Source organism: Aeromonas sp. S9(2024) (genome assembly GCF_041403185.1).
GTDB lineage: Bacteria > Pseudomonadota > Gammaproteobacteria > Enterobacterales > Aeromonadaceae > Aeromonas > Aeromonas enteropelogenes.
Genome location: NZ_JBGLRE010000007.1, coordinates 130,639 through 149,452, shown reverse-complemented (window position 1 = coordinate 149,452; position 18,814 = coordinate 130,639). Strand labels below are relative to the sequence as shown.

Below are 18,814 nucleotides of genomic sequence, written 5' to 3'. Positions count from 1 at the left end.
TTTAATCCGCCAGACGCTCGGCCACCCGCAGCACCGAGCTGCGCGACCGGGTGTTTTCAGAGACTTCATGATCGGAAGGTTTGAGCGCCTTGCCGACCGACTTCAACTTGCGGCCACCCGCCAGCTGCGCCTCGGTGAGCGGGATGCCGTGCGGCACTTCCGGCCCCTTCTCGTGCTTGCGGATGAAATGCTTGACCAGCCGATCTTCCAGAGAGTGAAAGCTGATCACCGACAGGCGGCCATGAGGTGCCAGCACCTCCAGCGCGCCATTCAGTGCAGTTTCAATCTCGTCCAGCTCGCTGTTGATATAGATGCGAATGGCCTGGAAGCTGCGAGTCGCAGCGTGCTTGCCCTTCTCCTTGCTGGGATTGACCCGGGCAATCATCTCCGCCAGCTGGCGGGTGCGCACATAGGGTTCGGTGACCCGATCGTGCACGATGGCGCGGGCGATCTTCTTGGCAAAGCGCTCCTCGCCGAAGGTTTTCAATACCCAGGCGATGTCATCCACGTCGGCCTTGGCCAACCACTCAGCGGCGCTCTGGCCCGTGGTGGGATCCATCCGCATGTCGAGGGGGCCATCTTTCATGAAGCTGAAGCCGCGCTCGGCGTCATCCAGCTGGGGAGAAGAGACGCCCAGGTCAAGCAGGAAGCCGTCGACCTTGCCCAGCAGGCCACGCTCTGTCAAATAGCCGGTGATGCCGGAGAAGGGGCCATGCACGATCTCGAAGCGGGGATCCTGGATCTTGGCCGCTTCGGCGATGGCCTGGGGATCGCGGTCGATGGCGATCAACCGGCCATTGGGGCCCAGATGCTGGAGGATCAGGCGAGAATGACCACCACGGCCAAAAGTACCATCGACGTAGACACCGTCCGGCTTGATGGCCAGACCTTCGACGGCTTCGTGCAACAGCACTGTGATGTGTTCAGCGGCTTGGGTCATTTATAAAGAGAAATCCTGTAGTCGTGGCGAGCTTGCCCAATCGTCCCCGGGCAGTCCCAAGATGTCGTCATTGACCTGTTGCTGCCAGCGGGCTTCATCCCACAACTCAAACTTGTTGAGCTGGCCCACCAGCATGATCTTCTTGTCCAGCCCGGCATGGTTGCGCAGCGGCTGGCTGAGCAGCAGACGGCCATTGCCGTCCAGCTCGCATTCGGTGGCATGTCCCAGCAACAGGCGCTGCAAGCGGCGCTCCTGGGGGTGCATGCTGGAAAGGGTCCTGAGCTTGCGCTCGACCTCTTCCCATTCGGTCAGGGGATAAAGGAGCAGACAGGGGTGGGCAATATCGATGGTGCAGACCAGCTGGCCGTCGCTTTCATCGCGCAGCCAGTCACGAAATTTGGTCGGAATCGCCAATCGCCCTTTGCTGTCCAGGCTGATGGCGTGAGCGCCACGCAACAAATTGAAGTCCCTGAAAGGTAAATGAGTGGCTGGATGCCCCTCTAAAAACCACTTTGATCCACTTTTCCCCACCCTGAAGTTTAAGGACGTGCAGGGGGCTTTTCAAGCAAGGAGATGGGACAGGGGGAACATATTGACGCGGCGTTTCCGTAGTGCCGATTAAATGAGTTGATTTTTCACAAGTTATTTATTTGGAAACCGGTGAAGATTAATTTTTGCCAAGGAAGTCGCGACCACTCATGGCGCAATAATGAAGCGGAACAATACGACTGCACACAAAATAATGCTTACGCCTACGACCGGATAAATGATGTAACTATCACTGAAACGGCGGGCTCGCAGGCACACCAGCTGGCAGAGCAACAAGTTGTACACAATCAGCAGCAGGGTGAGCAGGATATTCACACCCAGAGTCAGTTCACCGGCATGCCAGATGTACAGCCCCATCAATACAAAATTGGCGAGGATCAGGTAGAGCAGGAACTTCTGGATTATTTTCCCCGCTTTGGGTGACTTTTTGACTCGTGCTATCATGTTTTACATCCTTGACTCCACATGACCTAGCGACTAAACCCATCAAAAACTGTTGAGATATATCATGTTTTTTCCATTATGCCTGCATTTCCCCGGCAACAGAAAATGACATTCCCAAGATTGTATCTGGCCCTGGGACTCTTTTTATTCTCTTCAGTTTGTCTCGCTTACGATAAATATCACTGGCAAAGCGGCTTTCCTGCCCCGATCCAGGGGGAAGGAGCTACTCTGGTTGCCCAGCAGCACGAATATCTGCTGAAGCAGAAATCCTATTTGCAGCGCCGACTGGCGGACAACCAACCCGTGATCCGCTGGATATCCGAGCGGGTCAAAAACCGCCATCTTCCCCCCTTGCTGGCGTTTGTTCCCCTGATTGAGAGCAGCTATCGCCTCGATGTCGTCTCCGCCGCCGGCGCAGCGGGCCCATGGCAGTTGATGCCGGACACGGCGACCCGTTTTTCCGTGCCCATCACCCGCGAGTTCGATGGTCGCTACTCGCTCCCGCTGGCTACCGAGGCAGCCCTCACTTATCTGGGCTGGCTCTATCGTTTCTTCGGTGAAAACTGGCTGCTGGCGCTGGCGGCCTATAACGCCGGCGAGGGGCGTGTCTTGAAAGCGGTCATGAGGGCGGAGAGCCGCAACGTCTGGGAACTGGACCTGCCGACCGAAACCCGGCTATATGTGGCGCGGTTCGTCGCGCTCGCCAATCTGCTCGACCGGGCCGAACGTTTCCAGTTGCAACTGCCGCCCTGGCAAGCAGGATCCGATGTGCAGGTATTCCAGAGAGTCGCCAATTGCTCTCTCATGGCGTGGGCTTCGGCAAAAGGCATCTCGATGAACCAGGCACTGCGCTGGAACCCGGCCTGGCAACTGCCAGAGGCCAGCGGCATCGGCAACTGTCCTGTGGTATATCGCAAGGAAGAGAAAGTCATGGTCGCCGGACAACCAGTCCGGCCGCAGGAGAGAAAGGCGGTCTCCCTCGAGAGCCTGCACGATCCCTTGTTGCTGCGGGCTGCCCGGGGATTGGACATGACCCGCAGCGAGATCAGGCTGCTCCCTTCTCCGGATCCGTTGGGGATGGGTCAGACGAGGCCTCTGTTCTGAGCGCCCTGAAGCAATGGCGCCAGTGGCTGAGCAAGGGAGCCAGATCCACCTGTTCGGGCTCGCTCCAGCGAGCACCATAGAAACGCAGGTAGCGGCCGATGCCCCGGCGATGAGTGATATGGCAGGTCAGGGTCATGGCGGGAGCCAGCTTCAGGGTCACCTGTTCGGGTAACTCGAAGCGGGCCGGTGCAAGAAATCCGACGCCTCCCGGCCCCAGATCCTTGATCACCGCCCGACCTATGCTGCGGTCAAACAACAGGCCCGACACCAGCAGACGGGCCGCGATACCGCAGCTCTGTGACTCCAGCGGCGTGGTGCCGTCGTGCAGGTACCAGCGCGGCAGCTTGCGTCTGGGATCATCACTGCTGTTTTGAAACAACAGATCAGTTTCTTGAATTTCCATGGTTAAGGGCATCCTTGGCCTGCTGGGCAGCAGCCTGGGTTTGGGAACTGAACAGTTGTTTCAGGCTGTTTTCCGCCTGGGTCGTCATGATCAACAATTCGATACGGCGATTCTGGCTGCTGTGGGGATTCGCCCGATCTTCCAGCATGGTATCCGACATGGCGCTTACCTGGCCAACCCGATCGGGTGGCATGCCGCCCGCCTGCAGTACCCGTCTCGCCATCATGGCGCGATCCGACGACAACTCCCAGTTGCTGTAGTTGTCGCCCGCAAAGGGGGTGCTGTCGGTGTGGCCCGATATCATGATCTTGTTCTCGATGCGCTGGAACACGGGTGCCAGTGCCAGCAGCATGTGGCGGAAGAAGGGGGTGATACGCGCGCTGCCGCGGCTGTACATCTCTCGCTGCTCGTCGTCCCGGATCAGGATCCGCAATCCCTGTGGCACCAGCTGCAGTTCAAGGTTGTTCTTGGCCTGCACCTCATCCGCCAGCGAGCCGATGAAACCTGCCAGCTGTTTCATCTGTGCTTCCCCTTCGATCTTGCCGACCAGCAGGCTCTCGTAGCCATTCTTGCCTTCATCCGAGAAGATGCTCCTGTTGCCCGAGATATGTCTTGGCATCGGCTGGCCTTCGGTCTGGTATTTGGGCATGACTTCGTCAAGCACGGAGGGGTTGCCCCCGAGATCGACCGGGTAGGGGCTGTTTCTGATATCGAAGGGGTTCGCCTCGCTGTCCATGATGCTGTAGTCGCGCAGACGACTGGCCACCACTTCCCGCTCCTCCTGGTTGGAGACGGCCAGGATCCAGAGCACCATGAAGAAAGCCATCATGGCCAGGGTGAAATCGGCGAAGGCAACCTTCCAGGCGCCCCCGCTCTTGGGACCGGTGTTGCGACGCTGCTGGCGCTTGACGATGATCTGTTCGTGATTGCGCATTACATCGCCCTGTTGGTCACCCAGTCTTCCAGCTCGAGGAAGCTGGGCTTGACCTCAGGCTCCAGGATCTTGCGGCCGGAATCCACCGCCAGCAGGGGAGTCTTGCCACGCAACTGGGCCAGCAGAATGGACTTGATGCACATCAGCAGGCCGATGCGACGCTTGACCATCTCTTCCATGGCGTTGCTGAGGGGTTCGAGCAGGCAGTAACAGAAGAAGATGCCGAGGAAGGTGCCGACCAGCGCGGCAGCTACATGCACGCCTATGTTGCTGAGCGGACCGTCCAGCTGCTGCATGGTGATGATGATCCCCATGACCGCGGCCAGAATGCCAAAGCCCGGGCATGCCTCACCAGTCTTGTGCAGGGCATGGGCCGGCTTGAGCATATCTTCCTCGATGGCCATGATCTCCTGCTCCAACAGGGTATCGAGCTCGTGAGGAGTGATCTTGCCCATCCCCAGCAGGCGCAGGTTTTCGACGATGAAGCCGAGCAGCTGGGGATCTTCAGAAACCTGGGGATACATCAAAAACACCGAGCTCTGCTGGGGATTCTCAATGTGTTCATCGAGGGCCTTAATCCCCTTGCTGCGGGTCTCTTCCAGCAACTGGTGCATCAGGGTCAGCAGCTCGCGGTAGACCTCTTTCTCTTCCTTGTTCGGCTTGAAGCACTGTTTGATCTGCCGCCACATCTCATGCATCACCTCCTTGGAATTGCCCAGAAACATGGAGCCAGCCGCCGCGCCAATAATGATGATGAGTTCCGAAGGCTGCCACAGCGCGATCGGGTTGCCCCCGGCCATCATGAAGCCTCCCAGCACACATATTAAAGTGACACCGATGCCGATCTGTTTTTGCATGAATGCTCCCGCACAATTGAACGAACCCCACCCGCCAGGGGGAAGAGACTACTTATATGGAGTCGACCAGTCTCTGCTTTAGCTGAAGCACGCATTGCTTGTGCAGCTGACAAACTCTGGATTCCGTGAGCCCGAGCACCAGCGCAATCTCTTTCATGTTCAGTTCGTGCTGGTAGTAGAGGGAGAGCAGCAGCTGCTCGCGCTTGTCCAGCGACTTGAGCACCTTGCTGATGGTCATGGCGAGATCCGTGTCATCCGACTCGGCGGCCGGAGCCCGGCCACCGTTTTCGAGCCAGTCCTCGAGGCTCTGCAGAGCCTCCGCCTGACTGGCATAGGCCAGCTGGCGCACCTCATCGACGGAGCAGTCGAGGGCCTGTGCCAACTCTTGTTCCGTTGGCACGCGCCCCAGGCGGTTGTGCAGCTCCCGCTGCATCTGGTTGTGGCCATGAACCTGCTGGCGCAGTTGGCGAGGGCGCCAGTCGAGCCTGCGCAACTCGTCCAGCATGGCACCACGGATCCGTTTGAACGCATAGCTCTCAAACTGGGCATCCGGCTCACTGCCGTAGCGACGCCAGGCCTCCAGCAGCCCCATCATGCCGACCTGCTCCATGTCTTCCTGGTCGAAGGCGGCCGTCACCTGACTGCGCAGGTGGCTGGCGGCACGCTTAACCAGCGGCAGATAACGGGTGAGGATGGTCTGTTCGCTCGTGGCCGGCGCACTGGTGCCGAACTCGTGCTGCATATCCCAGGCGGAGTCGATCATGAGGGGTTACTGCACCAGTACCTTGGTGATCAGCACCTCGTCGAGATAGGGCTTGTAGCCATAGCTCTGCAGGGTTGTGACCAGTTTGCCCAGCAGGGAGGTCTGCAAGGCAGTGATATCCTTGAGCTCCTTCTGGACATCGTCATTGGAGCGGTGACTGAAGTACTGCACCATGGCGTTGCGGATAAGCGGGTTGAGCACACGCAGCTCCTCCAGCTGGGCAGGATTATGGGTCACCAGCGCCAGCTCCAGCACCAGATAGTGGGACTGGGAATCCCCCTCCAGGCTTATCACGAACCGATCCAGCGGCTTGAACAGCGGCTTTTCGCTCAACTCGGGTTTGGGCTCTTCCAGCCCCAGCCAGACGGCGATCAGATCGCGCTTGAGATAAGCACCATAAGCCAGGGCGGCCAGCAAGACGATCGCCAGCACGACTATCATCAACCACTTCATCACTCGCCGAATCATATCAATCCACTCTCTCTTTGCCTGAAGGCAACGGTTACACCAGGGTATTCAACCAATCGGGACGGCTCTTGCCGCTCTGCTCCAGCTCATCAAGCCACTGTTGGCGTCCGGCCAGGATCTCGTCTCCCTGCCAGCGCTGTTTGGGGTTCTGCTCCCCCCCTTGCCCGACATTGACGTCGACGCCGCCAGAGTGGTGGGGAGCCAGGCTCATGCGCAGCCGCTCCATCGACTGGATCAGGGCATCGCGCACGGCGGGGTTGGTCGCATTGAGCTGCACGTTGAGGCGATCGCCCTCGACCCGCACGGTCAACTCCAGCCGACCCAGCTCGGGAGGATCGAGCCGGATATGCGCTTGCTTGACCTGCTGGTTCACCTGCAGCTCGACCTTGTCATGAAGCAGGCTCATCAGTTGCTGCCCCCACTGGGCCTGATTGTCCGGCAGCTTGACCGGGGCCCACTGGTATTCGGCAGGCTTGCTCGGCGCCAGCTGGCTGGCCGGCAGCACCATGAGTTTCGGATCAAGCGCCACCGGCTCCCGCTCGCCGCTCTGGGGCTGGGCATTGAGCATGGGTTGCAGGGTGCTGATCAGCCTGGCCTGCACTCCTTCCCGTACTGCCCCCTTGCCATCCCCTGCGGCGCGAGCCTGCTCGGCCACGGGGGCTGCAGAGGCATCCTGACCGGGCAAGGCACTCTCCTTGAGCTGGGGAGCAGCATTGCTGAACGCAACGCTCCCCTGTTCAGCCAGCAGGGTGCGCTGCTGCAGGCCACGAAACGAGAGCGGTGGCTGGGTCAGGGCAACCTCTTCCACCATCTGTGCCGGTGGCACGGCTCCCTGGGACGGGATCGGAGACACGGCTCCGCTTGCCGACTGCTGGACACGCTCTTCCAGCAATACGAAGGAGGGCAACATGCGGCTGAATGCCTGCAACTGTTCGCTCGCCCCCTCCAGCTGTTCCCCTTGCACTTCATCGGTCACTGGGGCCTGTACGAAGCCAGTCACCGGCTCCGCCTGCAACTCTTCCTGCACCAGGGCATCCGCCTGCAGGTAGGAGTCATCCCCCTCCTGCGACGACTGGTTCAGTCTGTGTTTCGCAAATGATTCTCGGGTCGGTGCGAGTTCACCACCCGCCAGCGGGATCATTGCCATTGTTGTACCTCGTCATAGGCTGCCAACCCCTCGCGCTGACCATTGAGCGCCTGCCACGCCCCCTTGAGGCGATCGGTCTCGTGCTGGCAAAGGGTGATGGCACTCTGATAGAGGGTTCTGACCTCTGCTCTCGTGGTGGCCATCGCCGCCCAGCTTTGCGGGTGCTTGTCCGCCATCTGGCTGGCAAAACGTGCCAGCCTGGCATCCGTCTCTTTCAGGACTTCCCATTCCCCTGCCTGCGCCTGCTGCAACAGCAGACGCGCCAGTCCGAGCACTTGCAATGACAACCGCTCCTGTTCCTGAGGGGACAGGGGTCGTGCTGTATCAAGGGACATAAATGGGTACCAAATGAGATTCTTTTGCTGACATGCCCAGAGCTAAGCAAAGAGCACGCCAGAATGATATTGCGCCCCGCATCGCGGCGGAGCGCAAGATCCGGGGAACAGGCGGGAAACTGCACTTCCGCCTTAACGGGGTTGACGGGCCATGACTTCCCATCCGTCCTTCAGTTCACCCAGAATGCTGCGCACTTCGGCAAAACCGGCCACATTGTTGGACACGCTGATCTCGAACAGCTTCTGTCCGCAATAGTCATAGAGACGATGCAGATTGGCGGCCAGCTCACCCCCCTTCTCCATGTCCAGAGCGCTGTCGAGCCCTCCCAGGATCTGCAGGCACTTGCTGATCGCCTGTCCCTTGCGCTCAAACTGCTTGGCCAGAATGTGCCCCTCAGCCCTGGCAATCTCGTCCAGCAGGCCATCCATCAGCATCAGCACCAGCTGGTGCGGATCAGCGCTGGCCGCCTTGGCCTGGGTGGCAGCAAACTGGTAAGCATCATAACCATCTTGAGGTTCAAACATCTCGGACTCGCTCGATTAAGGTTCTGCGACAAAGTGGCGACGTCAGAACGCCCCCATGCTCTGCAGCATCTGGTTCATAGTGGTGAACTGGTTGAGGTAGCGTTTATACGCGGCTTCCATCTTGCGATCCAGCGCAGCCATCCGGTCATTGACCCGTTTTTCATTGGCATCCAGACCGGCGTTGCGCGACTTGAGCACGCCATCACGCTTGACGTAAGGATCGAGATCCGTGCTCATCCGCTTGAGCAGACCATCATCCCCCAGCAGTGCCTTGCCCAGCAGCTCGGGATCCTTCTCCAGCGCCTTGTTGAAGTCGGTCTCGTTGAAGGAGAGCTTGCCGTACCGGTCGGTCTTGATCCCGAGCGAGCCCAGGGTCATGCCGTTGGGCAGATCCCGCACGCTGTTTCCCAGCATGCTCTTGAGGCTGCGGATGCCGCTGTCCGAGGCCAGCGCTCCCGGTGATTTGGGGTCGCTCGAAGTCATCTTGGCCAGCTCGTCCACCAGCTCGTTGTAGCTGTCGACAAACTTCTTGAGTGAACCGGTGACCGCCTCCTTGTCCTGGGCGACTACCACCTGCAGCGGCGCCTCCCCCGGCTTTTGCGCCTTGGTCAGCTCCAGGGTCAGGCCGTCGATGACGTTCTCCACCTTGTTGCTGGCGGAGACTATGGTCAGCGGGTTGTCCCCCCCCATCTGCAGCTTGGCATCCTGCGCCTTGGTGATGTCTCGCTTGCCGGCCAGGGCCGTGCCCAGCATGTCGCCCGCATCGCCGGAATAGTTGATGGCGATGGCGTTTTCGGTACCGGTTTCGGTGCTGGTCAATACCAGGTTGACCTTGCCATCGGAGCGTACCAAGGTGGCCTTGACCCCGGGATTGTCCTTGGCGTCATTGATTTCGGACACCAGGTCCTTGACGGTGGAACCGGCGGGCAGGCTGGCCAGATCGATCTCCAGCTTCTTGCCCTTCACCTCCAGCGAGAGGGTGCCGGTGGCGGGCAGCTGGGCGCTCTCGCTATCCAGGGAGAGGCCGACCTGATGGGCCTGGGCAAGCTGCTCGACGAAGAGGTTATACTGGCCTGAGCTGGCGGTGCCATCGCTGGTCACCTTCATGAACCCTTCTTGCGAGACCGTCCCTTTCTGGGCCTGCAGGTTGGAGGCCTTGTTGAGATCCTTGAGCATGGTCTGGAAGCTGGAGAGCTTGGTGTGCAGGGCTGTGAGCGCCTTGCGCTGACCCGTGATGCTGTCCATCTGCTTTTTCAGCAGCTTGTCCATGTTCTGCCGCTCAAGGGCGACCAGTTGCATCGCCGTGCTGGCGGGATCGATCTGCATTCTTCATACCCTTCTTGAAAGCTTGATGGCATGTCTGTGGCAAAAGGCCGGTTTCCCCTTTGCCCCAGACACGGCAAGAAAACGGGCCACCCGCAGGCGGCCCGCCACACCATTAACGCAGCAGGGAAGTTACCATGCCGGTCATCTGGTTGGAGTTGGACAGCACGGACATGCCAGCCTGCATCAGCATCTGGTTCTTGGTCATGCTGGTGGTTTCCTGGGCGAAGTCGGCATCCATGATGCGACCGTTGGCCATGTCGGTGTTCTCTTTCATGTTGGAGAGGTTGTTGATGGTGTGGTCCAGACGGTTGATGTTGGCACCGAAGGTGGAACGGGCTTCACCAATCTTCTCCAGCATGCCTTCCATCGCGGTGATCTGAGCAGAGGCAGTGCCAGCAGTCAGGTCGGCAGCGGCAGCGGTACTGATGGCGGTGTTGACGCTCTGAACCTTGGTGGAAGCGTCCATTTTCAGCACTTCATCCTTGCTGCCACCGATCTGGAAGGAAACGGCTTCTTTCTCGAACTTGCCATCTTTCTTCAGCAGAGCAGTGCCACCGAAGGTGGTGTTGTCACGGATGTTTTCCAGCTCTGCGCCCAGCTCTTTGAACTCGGCGTTCATGGCTTCGATGTCTTTGGTGCTGTTGGTGCCGTTGGCAGCCTGGGTAGCCAGATCTTTCATGCGCTGGGTGATATTGGTCATCTCGTCCATGGCGCCTTCGGCGGTCTGCATCATGGAGATGGCATCCTGGGCGTTGCGCATACCGACTTTCTGGCCATTGGACTGGGCCTGCAGACGGGTGGCGATTTGCAGACCGGCTGCGTCATCGGCGGCGGAGTTGATACGCAGACCGGTACCCAGACGCTGCATGGCGGTGCCCAGCATCTTGTTGGTGCTGTTCAGCTGGCTCTGGGTGGTCATGGATGCGAAGTTGGTATGAATGGACAAGCCCATGGTGATTTCCTCTATGTGGGGCTGCGCAGCAGCTTGTTTGGTTGACAAAGAGTAAGGACGACCATGGCCCGCCAAAAATTGAGAGTCCGGACCAGTTTTTTTTTCACCCTGCAGCCGCACACGGCCTCCCAAATAAAAATGCCGGCACCGGGCCGACATTTTCTCTTCTTTGCCAATCCGTCCCTATGACAGCTCGGCGGCCAGCCGGTCCAGCAGCACCGGCAGTTCAAACTCCAGATAGTCGCACAGGCCGAACCAGTCATGGCGCTCCTGACACTGCAGCAGCAGCTTGGAGAGGGCCAGCATCTCCTCCTGCACACCGGCAGACATCTGGGGCATGAAGGGGATCAATAGCTGCAGCATGCGACCGCACTCATAGCAGGCGGCCTCATCCTGACCGGCCCGCAGCATGCTCGCCAGCGCATCCGCCCCTGACTTGAAGCTCTCGATATCCAGCATCAGGCGAACTCCTCGTTATAGGTGGTACCCAGAATGCGGGCCCCTTCCCGGCTGCTGTTCATAAAGCGCACCCCGGGCTGCATCTTGATGTAGAGCTCCATATAGTTCAGATAGATACAGAAGCTCAGCAGGGTTTTTACCGGTGCACCATGACCGTTTGGTACGGTACGACGACCGTAATGGGACTGGGCCCCCAGCTGCCCCTCATCCCAGCCGGTGTGGCTCTTGTCTCTCGGATAGGCAAAGTCGGCCCCGAACAGGGTGATCTGCCGGGCTCCCATCTTCACCGCCAGATCGGTGGCGGGGTGGATCACGCTGCCCCCGGTAAACAGAGTGGCCCGTGGAGCGACCTTGTTGAGCTCGGCATAGCTATCCAGCTGTTCGTAGGCGCCGTAACGCGGCCCCTTCCAGCCGGAGAGTACGGCCTTGCTCACCATGGGGATGTAGACCAGGGCAATATCGTCAGACCACTCGGGGTGCAGGATCCCCTGGTGAATGTTGATATCCACGCTGACCACTATGTCGGGCCGGATCCCGTGCTCCAGCAAGGGACGCAGGGCAGTATCCACGCTGATGAACAGGGGGCGGGTCGCCTGCTCCCTAATTTGCCTGAGCTTGGGTAGATGATCCGCCAGAGTGGGGCCGGTCGCCAGGACATAGACTTCCCGTCCCTTCAGGGTGTTGAACAGGCTGGCCACATCCCGATCCTGGCGCAGCAACTCGAGGTTGTCGTGCAGGCGATTGACGATCCTGTCGCTGGCATATTCGGCGTTGAACAGCTCGCGGCGGCTCTGGATCAACACCCGATCCCGGATCTTGGAGCTCTGTTCGTCGGCCAGCTCCAGCTCGGAGGCCAGGAACAGGAAGGGGGACATCACCAGCTCGTTCTCTTCCGGCAGCATCAGCCGCACCCTGGGGTCGGCCAGCCAGTCCCCCTGATCCGTCAGGTGCAGCACCAGCGCAAAGACGGCGGAGTTCATCACCTTGATGTTGAGCCGACGCAGCCGTTTGCGGCGCAGCAACACCCTGGGCAGATCTCCGAGTCCGGTCCCGTACAGGGTCAGCTCGCCGAGATCCTCGGGAGCACCTGCGGCAATTTTTTCGGCCTCGCGTACCCTGTCATGACGGCTGGTCAGCTGGATGCCATTGATGACGAGGGTGGAGCTCAACCCTTCAATGAGTTCGGCCGGTACGGCATTGATGTCACAGCCTTGCAGATGGGCCAGCAGGCGCGGCCAGCGCCTGGCCAGCACCTCGGCGTGCTGCGGGAAGTAGTCAATCATGGTTTTGCTGCCACTTGATATGAGGTATCGGAAGAGCGTCTCTTCAGCTCAGGAGTGCCACTACGTTCTGGCGGGAAACATTGGCCTGGGCCAGCAGGCCCGACATGGTGCCGGCAAAGCCCCCTTCCCTGAGCTGGCTGGCCAGCAGCGACTGGATCTGCTCCAGCTCCGCCGGGGTGGCCGACTGGGTACGCGCCTTGACCTGGGCCAGCTGCTTGACCATCTTCTGGCGAAACTGTTTGAGATCGCGCACCGAGTGTTCGATCTCCGCCAGCATCCGTTGCAGCCGTTGCCGCTCCTGGCGCAGCTCACCCTGACTGATCCCCTCTCCCAGCCGGGTCAGCTGACCCGCTGCGGCCTTGAACTGGATTGGCACAGGGTTGCCCGCCGGGATGCGGATCCCCTCGCCACTGATCAGCACGGGTTCATCGAGCTTGCGCCGCTGGTTGTCGGCGATGGAAAGCTCCAGCTTGCCCAGTTCGTTGAGCCGGGCCTGGATATGCTCCTTGCGCAGCGCCTGATCGAGGCGACCGACGGCCTCCTTCTGGCTGGCGCCGGCCGGCAGTTGCACTTCCACCGCACTGCCGCTCTGGGGAAAGGAGAAGACCAGTCGTTCGCTGCCATTGCGGGGGGAGAGCAGATCCAGCTGATCAGCACTGTAATTAATCCGGCTTTCGCTCGCCGATGCCAGCAGGCGCGGCTTGAGTTCTGCGGTCAGCGGCCCCTGGGGCTGGATGAGCTGGGCTTCCATCTGTTTGAGACGGCTGGCGATATCGCTGCCGGCCACACTGCGCTGTGACAGCTGCTGCTCGACCCGCTTGAGCTCGCCCCAGATACGGCTGAGGGCCTGTTCGCCCCCCTGGGCATGGGCGATCCTTTGCTGGGCCACGCTCATCAGGGCCCAGCGATCCAGCTTGGTGACATCGGGGGCCCGAAAAGAAGATTTCTTGCCAGAATGAAGGGGTTGCTCAGCCTCCGTCCGCCCCTGCAATCTGGGGTGCGCGGGGGTCTCTGCTATCCCGCCGGCTCGGGTGGCCTGGATCTTCATCATGGTTTCTCACTTGTTACGGCATGTAGTTGAACAGGCTGAGCCCGTTCACTTTGACAAACGCCTGCTGCTGTACTTGCAATGCCATCAGGACATGAGCCTGCTTGGTCACCGCACTGGCATAGTCAAGGGACTCAATCTGGTTGCTGAGTTCCTTGCTGTAGATGCCCTTCTCTTCATGACCTTCATCGACCTGATCGAGCAAGTTCATGCGGGCGCCTATATTACTCACCATGTCGCTGATGTCATCCTGCAGGGTGGCACTGCGATCCAGCATGGCGCCCGCTTTCTCTCCCGCATCCGGGGCGCCGCTCTCCAGCGCCGCCACCGTCTCATCGAGCTGTTTGAAGAAGTCGCCATCATCGATGAACAGCTTGTCGGCGGTCTGGTTCAACCCTATGGTGACCCCCTTGGCGATAGTCACCTCGCGCACCAGGCCATCACCCTTGTAGCTGTAGCTGCCATCGGCCTCTTTCACTATGGTGGTGTTGTTCACCTGGCTGCCGGCAAACAGGCTGGAGCCACTCTCGTTGCGCGCGTTGGCCAGATCCAGCAGACCATCCTTGATGATGGCCATTTCGCTGGCGGCGGCCCGGCGGTCCTCATCGGACATGGAGCCGGTGGCCGCCATCTGGGTCAGATCCCGCAGGCGCATCAGCATATTGGTCATGCTGTCGAGCTGGATCTCCCCCTGGGAGAGCTGGCTCTTGGCGTTGGCGATGTTCTTCTGGTACTGCTCCATCGCACTCTGTTCCTTGTGCAACCCCAGCAGGCGCACGCTACCGACCGGATCGTCGGACGGCTGCAGAATCCGCTTGTTGCTGGCGATCTGGCGATCGAGGCGGGCATAGTCCCCCAGTCCCCGTTGCAGGTTGTCGAGCATGCCAAGCTGGATCTGGTTGGTACTCACGCGCATGACGATGCTCCTTAGAACAGGTTGAGGATGGAGCCGAACAGCTGGTCGGCGGTGCTGATCACCTTGGCATTGGCCTGGTAGAGCTGGGTGTAGGACATGATCTTCATCCCCTCTTCATCCAGGTTGACGCCGCTGACGCTGCTGAGGTTGCGGGCCAGCTGCTTCTCCATGTTGGCGTCCGCCTCCATGGTGGCCTTGGCCTGACCGCTCTTGACCGCCAGGTCCCCCAGCAGGGAGCTGTAGGCGTCATACTGGGCATCCTTGATGGTCAGCATATCCTGCAGGTTACTGTTGTCCCCCGCCCCACCGGTCTTGGCGAAGGCCAGATCCGAACCGGTGAAGCCATCGGCCAGACGCAGGGTCCCGGCAGGGTCCAGCGGGTCATAGACGAACATCGCCTTGCCCGGCTTGCCGTTCAAATCCACCCCGGCGGTCTGCACCTTGTTGAAATCATCCGCCAGCTGCTTGGCGATCTGGCCGATCTCGTCCCGCATCGGGCGCAGGGTGTTGGCACGATAATCGAGGATGCCCGCCAGGCTTCCCCCTTGCAGGGAGGGGATCTCGAAGGTTTGTCCGGCAAAATCCAGCTTGAGCTTGTCGCCGGTCAGAGCGAGGCGGCTGGCGCTGCCCCCCACCACCAGCGGCTGGCCTTGCGGCAGGCTGAGGGCATAGGAGCCATCACCCTGGCGGTTGACCCGCACTTCCACCAGACCGGAGAGTTCGCGCACCACCTGATCCCGGCTGTCTTCGAGGGCCGAGGTGTTGACCCCCTTGCTCTGCTGATCGGCGATCTGCTGGTTGAGCTCGGCAACCTGGTTCAGGTAGCTGTTGACCTGCTTGACCGAGCTGCCCAGCTGGTCGTCGATCTGCTTCTCCTGGGTCAGCAGACTCTCGTTGAGCTGGCCGAAGCGGTTGATCAGGGCACCCGCCGAACTGACAATCTGGCTGCGCTGCGCCGGGGTTTCCGGGCTGTCCACCGCGGCACTCAGGGCCGAGAAGAAGCTGTCCAGCCCCTTGGAGATATTCATCGACTCGCTGCCCAGCAACTGCTCGGCGGTGTTGATGTACTGATAATGAGAAAGAGAGGAACCGACGGCAGACATGCCGCGCCAGTGCTGGGTCACCATGTAGGCATCGGTTATCCGGCGAACACCGTTGACCGCCACTCCCATGCCGTTGTCCATGCGGCCGAAACCGGCCAGGGTGCCCATGGTGGCCTCCTGGCGGCTGTAGCCGGCGGTATCGACGTTGGCAATATTCTGGGCGGAAACGTTGAGGGCTATTTGGGCCGCGCTCAAACCGCTAAAACCGATATTGATCAGTGACATCAGTCAACCTTCTTCATTTTTGCCGAATTCAGAGGCTGGCTGAATGCAGCCAGGGTCTGGGAGTCTGAAGCGACCACGGGCTCGACATTCTTTAGCGCGCCCCCCAACTGGCTGACCATATGTTCCTTGAGCCCCAGACCGCCGCGCTTGACCATGCTCATGGCCAGCTGGCTGTCGTACATGTCGCGGTAGAGGCTCTCCCCCTTGATCAGCTTGTCCTCTTCATCCTGCAGGGCATCACTGGCCGAGCGCATGTGCTTGAGCACGGTTTGCAGAAAGCTCACCTCGAATTGGCCTGCGGCCGCCTCGAGGGCGGCCCGCTGGTCCGGATTGCTTTTGATCTGCTGAAGTTCGTTGAGATCCTGATAGAAGCCAGGCTCGCTCGTAATTCTGGTCATATGAATCCTTAAATAACCACCAACTCCCCTTCGAGAGCACCCGCTTCGTCCAGCGCCTGCAGAATTGCCATGATGTCATCCGGCGTGGCGCCAAGGGAGTTGACTGCCTTCACGATCACCTCGAGGGAGGTGCCTTCCGGCCAGACAAACATGTTTTTGCGTTCCCGATCGACCTGCACCCGGGAGTTGGGCGTCGTAGTAGTCTGGCCGTTGGAGAAGGCATTGGGCTGGCTGACCGTCTTGCTCTCGCCTATGGTCACCGTCAGGCTGCCATGGCTGACCGCCGCCTTGCGCACCTTGACCCCCTGCCCCATCACCACGGTACCGGTACGGCTGTTGAACACCACCCGGGGACGTTCTTTGCCCGTATCGACCTGGATATCCTGCAGCAGGGCCATGAAGGAGACCCGCTGGCTCTCGTCCTTGGGGGCCATAACCTGGATGCGCCCCGCACTCACCGCCCGGGCGACCTGCCCTAGCTGCTGGTTGATGGCACGCTCGACGTTACGGGCCGTCTTGAAGTTCGGCTGATGCAGGTTGAGGGTCACCTCCGGCTTCTCGGTGAAGCTGCTCTTTACCTCCCGCTCTATGGTGGCCCCGTTGGGGATGATACCGGCGGTCGGCACATTGATGGTCACCGACGAGCCGGACTGGCCTTCCGCCTTGACCCCGGCCACCACCAGGTTGCCCTGGGCGACCGCATAGACTTCGCCGTCAATGCCCCGCAGCGGCGTCAGCAGCAGGGAGCCCCCGCGCAGGCTCTTGGCATCCCCGATGGACGTGACGGTCACGTCCACCAGCTGCCCCTTGCCCGCCAGCGCTGGCAGGGTGGCCTGTACCGAGACCGCCGCCACGTTCTTGAGCTTGGGATCTATGTCTTCCGGCAGCTGAACCCCGAACTGCTTGAGCATGTTGGTCATCGACTGGCCAGTAAACTTGACCTGCCCCTTGTCACCGGTACCGGACAGGCCGACCACCAGGCCGTAACCCACCAGCTGGTTGGTGCGCATCCCCTGCACATCGGCGATGTCCAGCAACGGCCGCTTGGCCGGCGCCGGTGCAGCCGCCTGGGCCAGCCAGGGCAGGCAGAGACAAATCAGGGGAATAAACCACTTTTTCATGTCAAACCTCAAAATGGCGCGAAGGCCGAGCTGAAGAACCTCGCCAGCCAGCCCATCTGGTTGCTGTCGGCCAAGGCGCCGCGCCCGGCATAGGTGATCCTGGCGTCGGCGATGCGCTGGGAAGAGATGCGGTTGCTCTGGTCGATGTCTTCCACCCGCACCATGCCCCCGAGGCGGATATATTCATCCCCCTGGTTGAGGCGGATCCACTTCTCGCCGCGGATTTCGAGCACCCCGTTGGGGTAGACATCCGCCACCGTCACCGTGATGGCCCCCGCCAGGGTATTCTGCTGGCTGGAGGTGGCGCCGCCGTCGAAATCCCGATCGGCACTGACGCTGGCCCCCCAATCCGGCCGCAAGGTACCACCGATGGAAGGGGCAGGCACATTCATGCTGCTGTTCTTGCTCATGCTGGTGTTGGCCTTCTTGCTGGACTGGGTCCGCTCCTCCAGCATCACGGTCAGGATGTCGCCCACCCGGTAAGCGCGGCGATCCTGGAACAGGGTCATCATGTAGTCGCCACGGTAGAGCCCGCCGTCTTCACCCTGGACGTTGGCGATCATCTTGGATCGGGAAGGAGCCCACTTCTCGTCACCGGGCTCGGGCGCCTTCAGTTCATAGGTGGCACAGCCCCCCAGCAGCAGTACCAGCCAGATATAACGCAGCAACGCCATCATCAGAGCGCCTGGGTCACGAACTTGAGCATCTGATCGGCCGCAGAGACCACCTTGGCGTTCATCTCGTAGGCACGCTGGGTAGTGATCATGTCGACCATCTCCTCCACCACGTTGACGTTGGAGCTCTCCAGGGTGAACTGCTTGATGGCTCCCATTGCCTCCTCGCCCGGCACCCCTTCGATGGCCTCGCCGGAAGCACCGGTGGCACGGTACAGGTTGCCCCCGAGGGCTTCCAGACCCGCCGGGTTGGCGAAGTTGGTCAGGGTGATGCGACCCAGTTCGACGTTCTCCTGCTGGCCCGGCAGGGTGGCGCTGACGGTACCGTCCGTACCGATCGACACCTTGGTGGCGTTGTCCGGGATCTCGATCTGCGGCACCATCGGCAGGCCGTCGGCGTTGACCAGCAGGCCGTCGGCATTGCGGTGCCACTGGCCGTTACGGGTATAGGCAGTCTCGCCGTCCGGGCGCTCAACGCCGAAGAAGCCAGCCCCCACGACCGCCATGTCCAGCTCCTGGTTGGTGTTCTGGAACTGACCGGAGGTGAAGACCTTCTGGGTGCCAACCACCCGCACACCATTGCCCATCTGGATACCGATCGGGGCCTCGTTCTGCTGATCCTGCTGGGCACCCGGTTGGCGCTGAACCTGATAGAACAGATCTTCAAACGCCACGCGATCGCGCTTGAAGCCGACCGTGTTGACGTTGGCCAGGTTGTTGGAAATGCTGGCCATCTTGGTATCTTGCGCGGCCAGACCCGTCTTGCCGACCCACAGTGCTGCGTGCATCTTGTCTCTCCATTCGTTTGCTGGCCGCCAGACCCTTGCCCGGCGACCGGAA

At 60.5% G+C, this 18,814-nt stretch carries 23 protein-coding genes; 1 reads left to right on the top strand and 22 read right to left on the bottom strand.

Going from position 1 to position 18,814, the window contains the following annotated elements; all coding sequences use genetic code 11:
- Position 1: 1 nt before the first annotated feature.
- The 3 genes from rsmH to ACB028_RS13230 all read right to left on the bottom strand — a co-directional run bounded on the left by rsmH (position 2) and on the right by ACB028_RS13230 (position 1,933).
- The gene (gene rsmH / locus ACB028_RS13240; RefSeq protein ID WP_026458063.1) at positions 2 to 940 is read right to left on the bottom strand and encodes a 16S rRNA (cytosine(1402)-N(4))-methyltransferase RsmH; all 939 of its coding nucleotides are present in this window, start codon (positions 938 to 940) and stop codon (positions 2 to 4) included.
- Positions 941 to 1,399 carry a division/cell wall cluster transcriptional repressor MraZ gene (mraZ, locus tag ACB028_RS13235; RefSeq protein WP_124238848.1) on the bottom strand — a complete coding sequence of 153 codons (459 nt, stop codon included), beginning with the start codon at positions 1,397 to 1,399 and terminating at the stop codon, positions 941 to 943.
- Positions 1,400 to 1,636: 237 nt separating this feature from the next.
- The gene (locus ACB028_RS13230; protein WP_026458065.1) at positions 1,637 to 1,933 is read right to left on the bottom strand and encodes a hypothetical protein; all 297 of its coding nucleotides are present in this window, start codon (positions 1,931 to 1,933) and stop codon (positions 1,637 to 1,639) included.
- A 105-nt stretch (positions 1,934 to 2,038) separates the two neighbouring features.
- Between ACB028_RS13230 and ACB028_RS13225 the strand changes: the two genes are divergently transcribed.
- Complete coding sequence (locus tag ACB028_RS13225; protein WP_371144469.1) at positions 2,039 to 3,037, top strand: lytic transglycosylase domain-containing protein; 999 nt, start codon at positions 2,039 to 2,041, stop codon at positions 3,035 to 3,037.
- Here the strand turns inward: ACB028_RS13225 and ACB028_RS13220 are convergent.
- From ACB028_RS13220 to lfgG, 19 genes are all read right to left on the bottom strand, one after another.
- Positions 2,979 to 3,440 carry a hypothetical protein gene (locus ACB028_RS13220; protein WP_342013415.1) on the bottom strand — a complete coding sequence of 154 codons (462 nt, stop codon included), beginning with the start codon at positions 3,438 to 3,440 and terminating at the stop codon, positions 2,979 to 2,981. The two genes, ACB028_RS13225 and ACB028_RS13220, sit on opposite strands and share 59 nt — an antisense overlap.
- Positions 3,421 to 4,374 carry a lateral flagellar motor protein LafU gene (gene lafU, locus ACB028_RS13215; RefSeq protein ID WP_026456515.1) on the bottom strand — a complete coding sequence of 318 codons (954 nt, stop codon included), beginning with the start codon at positions 4,372 to 4,374 and terminating at the stop codon, positions 3,421 to 3,423. The genes ACB028_RS13220 and lafU overlap by 20 nt, the downstream gene beginning before the upstream one ends.
- The gene (lafT, locus tag ACB028_RS13210) at positions 4,374 to 5,231 is read right to left on the bottom strand and encodes a lateral flagellar motor stator protein LafT (RefSeq protein WP_371144468.1); all 858 of its coding nucleotides are present in this window, start codon (positions 5,229 to 5,231) and stop codon (positions 4,374 to 4,376) included. The genes lafU and lafT overlap by 1 nt, the downstream gene beginning before the upstream one ends.
- A 52-nt stretch (positions 5,232 to 5,283) precedes the next feature.
- Positions 5,284 to 5,973, bottom strand: a complete 690-nt coding sequence (gene lafS, locus ACB028_RS13205; RefSeq protein WP_371144517.1) for a lateral flagellar system RNA polymerase sigma factor LafS — start codon at positions 5,971 to 5,973, stop codon at positions 5,284 to 5,286.
- Between the two features lie 27 nt (positions 5,974 to 6,000).
- Complete coding sequence (gene lafF, locus ACB028_RS13200; RefSeq protein ID WP_371144516.1) at positions 6,001 to 6,447, bottom strand: lateral flagellar basal body-associated protein LafF; 447 nt, start codon at positions 6,445 to 6,447, stop codon at positions 6,001 to 6,003.
- A 49-nt stretch (positions 6,448 to 6,496) separates the two neighbouring features.
- Positions 6,497 to 7,609 (bottom strand): flagellar hook-length control protein FliK, encoded by a 1,113-nt coding sequence (locus ACB028_RS13195; protein WP_371144467.1) that lies wholly within the window; start codon positions 7,607 to 7,609, stop codon positions 6,497 to 6,499.
- On the bottom strand, positions 7,600 to 7,896 hold the full coding sequence (locus ACB028_RS13190) for a LafX (RefSeq protein ID WP_156140985.1): 297 nt from the start codon (positions 7,894 to 7,896) through the stop codon (positions 7,600 to 7,602). Before ACB028_RS13190 ends, ACB028_RS13195 begins: the two co-directional genes overlap by 10 nt.
- 180 nt (positions 7,897 to 8,076) lie before the next feature.
- On the bottom strand, positions 8,077 to 8,469 hold the full coding sequence (gene lafC, locus ACB028_RS13185; RefSeq protein ID WP_042025072.1) for a lateral flagellar export chaperone LafC: 393 nt from the start codon (positions 8,467 to 8,469) through the stop codon (positions 8,077 to 8,079).
- Positions 8,470 to 8,511: 42 nt separating this feature from the next.
- The gene (gene lafB, locus ACB028_RS13180; RefSeq protein ID WP_026456510.1) at positions 8,512 to 9,795 is read right to left on the bottom strand and encodes a lateral flagellar capping protein LafB; all 1,284 of its coding nucleotides are present in this window, start codon (positions 9,793 to 9,795) and stop codon (positions 8,512 to 8,514) included.
- 112 nt (positions 9,796 to 9,907) lie between these two features.
- Positions 9,908 to 10,747 (bottom strand): lateral flagellin LafA, encoded by an 840-nt coding sequence (gene lafA, locus ACB028_RS13175; protein ID WP_026456509.1) that lies wholly within the window; start codon positions 10,745 to 10,747, stop codon positions 9,908 to 9,910.
- Between the two features lie 183 nt (positions 10,748 to 10,930).
- Positions 10,931 to 11,206 (bottom strand): hypothetical protein, encoded by a 276-nt coding sequence (locus ACB028_RS13170; protein WP_371144466.1) that lies wholly within the window; start codon positions 11,204 to 11,206, stop codon positions 10,931 to 10,933.
- Positions 11,206 to 12,489, bottom strand: a complete 1,284-nt coding sequence (locus ACB028_RS13165; protein WP_371144465.1) for a motility associated factor glycosyltransferase family protein — start codon at positions 12,487 to 12,489, stop codon at positions 11,206 to 11,208. Before ACB028_RS13165 ends, ACB028_RS13170 begins: the two co-directional genes overlap by 1 nt.
- A 43-nt stretch (positions 12,490 to 12,532) precedes the next feature.
- Positions 12,533 to 13,540, bottom strand: a complete 1,008-nt coding sequence (locus ACB028_RS13160; protein ID WP_224212338.1) for a hypothetical protein — start codon at positions 13,538 to 13,540, stop codon at positions 12,533 to 12,535.
- Positions 13,541 to 13,553: 13 nt separating this feature from the next.
- Complete coding sequence (lfgL, locus tag ACB028_RS13155) at positions 13,554 to 14,453, bottom strand: lateral flagellar hook-associated protein LfgL (RefSeq protein ID WP_026456963.1); 900 nt, start codon at positions 14,451 to 14,453, stop codon at positions 13,554 to 13,556.
- 11 nt (positions 14,454 to 14,464) lie between these two features.
- Positions 14,465 to 15,781 (bottom strand): flagellar hook-associated protein FlgK, encoded by a 1,317-nt coding sequence (gene flgK, locus ACB028_RS13150; RefSeq protein WP_026456964.1) that lies wholly within the window; start codon positions 15,779 to 15,781, stop codon positions 14,465 to 14,467.
- A complete protein-coding gene (locus ACB028_RS13145) occupies positions 15,781 to 16,179 on the bottom strand; it encodes a rod-binding protein (RefSeq protein WP_026456965.1) in 399 nt (132 codons plus the stop codon). Before ACB028_RS13145 ends, flgK begins: the two co-directional genes overlap by 1 nt.
- Before the next feature lie 8 nt (positions 16,180 to 16,187).
- Positions 16,188 to 17,300 (bottom strand): lateral flagellar basal body P-ring FlgIL, encoded by a 1,113-nt coding sequence (fgIL, locus tag ACB028_RS13140; RefSeq protein WP_026456966.1) that lies wholly within the window; start codon positions 17,298 to 17,300, stop codon positions 16,188 to 16,190.
- A gap of 8 nt (positions 17,301 to 17,308) precedes the next feature.
- Positions 17,309 to 17,977, bottom strand: coding sequence for a flagellar basal body L-ring protein FlgH (flgH, locus tag ACB028_RS13135; protein ID WP_042025065.1), 669 nt, complete (start codon positions 17,975 to 17,977; stop codon positions 17,309 to 17,311).
- Positions 17,977 to 18,762, bottom strand: a complete 786-nt coding sequence (lfgG, locus tag ACB028_RS13130; RefSeq protein WP_026456968.1) for a lateral flagellar basal-body rod protein LfgG — start codon at positions 18,760 to 18,762, stop codon at positions 17,977 to 17,979. The genes flgH and lfgG overlap by 1 nt, the downstream gene beginning before the upstream one ends.
- Positions 18,763 to 18,814: the final 52 nt, after the last annotated feature.

Excerpts from the sequence above, each read along its gene's own strand:
- rsmH (WP_026458063.1), bottom strand. The coding sequence starts at position 940 with ATGACCCAAGCCGCTGAACACATCACAGTGCTGTTGCACGAAGCCGTC.
- ACB028_RS13165 (WP_371144465.1), bottom strand. The coding sequence starts at position 12,489 with ATGATTGACTACTTCCCGCAGCACGCCGAGGTGCTGGCCAGGCGCTGG.
- ACB028_RS13220 (WP_342013415.1), bottom strand. The coding sequence starts at position 3,440 with ATGGAAATTCAAGAAACTGATCTGTTGTTTCAAAACAGCAGTGATGAT.
- ACB028_RS13160 (WP_224212338.1), bottom strand. The coding sequence starts at position 13,540 with ATGATGAAGATCCAGGCCACCCGAGCCGGCGGGATAGCAGAGACCCCC.
- ACB028_RS13195 (WP_371144467.1), bottom strand. The coding sequence starts at position 7,609 with ATGGCAATGATCCCGCTGGCGGGTGGTGAACTCGCACCGACCCGAGAA.
- lafU (WP_026456515.1), bottom strand. The coding sequence starts at position 4,374 with ATGCGCAATCACGAACAGATCATCGTCAAGCGCCAGCAGCGTCGCAAC.
- ACB028_RS13170 (WP_371144466.1), bottom strand. The coding sequence starts at position 11,206 with ATGCTGGATATCGAGAGCTTCAAGTCAGGGGCGGATGCGCTGGCGAGC.
- lafS (WP_371144517.1), bottom strand. The coding sequence starts at position 5,973 with ATGCAGCACGAGTTCGGCACCAGTGCGCCGGCCACGAGCGAACAGACC.
- lfgG (WP_026456968.1), bottom strand. The coding sequence starts at position 18,762 with ATGCACGCAGCACTGTGGGTCGGCAAGACGGGTCTGGCCGCGCAAGAT.
- lafA (WP_026456509.1), bottom strand. The coding sequence starts at position 10,747 with ATGGGCTTGTCCATTCATACCAACTTCGCATCCATGACCACCCAGAGC.
- lafF (WP_371144516.1), bottom strand. The coding sequence starts at position 6,447 with ATGAAGTGGTTGATGATAGTCGTGCTGGCGATCGTCTTGCTGGCCGCC.
- lfgL (WP_026456963.1), bottom strand. The coding sequence starts at position 14,453 with ATGCGCGTGAGTACCAACCAGATCCAGCTTGGCATGCTCGACAACCTG.
- ACB028_RS13230 (WP_026458065.1), bottom strand. The coding sequence starts at position 1,933 with ATGATAGCACGAGTCAAAAAGTCACCCAAAGCGGGGAAAATAATCCAG.
- ACB028_RS13145 (WP_026456965.1), bottom strand. The coding sequence starts at position 16,179 with ATGACCAGAATTACGAGCGAGCCTGGCTTCTATCAGGATCTCAACGAA.
- flgH (WP_042025065.1), bottom strand. The coding sequence starts at position 17,977 with ATGATGGCGTTGCTGCGTTATATCTGGCTGGTACTGCTGCTGGGGGGC.
- flgK (WP_026456964.1), bottom strand. The coding sequence starts at position 15,781 with ATGTCACTGATCAATATCGGTTTTAGCGGTTTGAGCGCGGCCCAAATA.
- ACB028_RS13225 (WP_371144469.1), top strand. The coding sequence starts at position 2,039 with ATGACATTCCCAAGATTGTATCTGGCCCTGGGACTCTTTTTATTCTCT.
- lafB (WP_026456510.1), bottom strand. The coding sequence starts at position 9,795 with ATGCAGATCGATCCCGCCAGCACGGCGATGCAACTGGTCGCCCTTGAG.
- lafC (WP_042025072.1), bottom strand. The coding sequence starts at position 8,469 with ATGTTTGAACCTCAAGATGGTTATGATGCTTACCAGTTTGCTGCCACC.
- lafT (WP_371144468.1), bottom strand. The coding sequence starts at position 5,231 with ATGCAAAAACAGATCGGCATCGGTGTCACTTTAATATGTGTGCTGGGA.
- fgIL (WP_026456966.1), bottom strand. The coding sequence starts at position 17,300 with ATGAAAAAGTGGTTTATTCCCCTGATTTGTCTCTGCCTGCCCTGGCTG.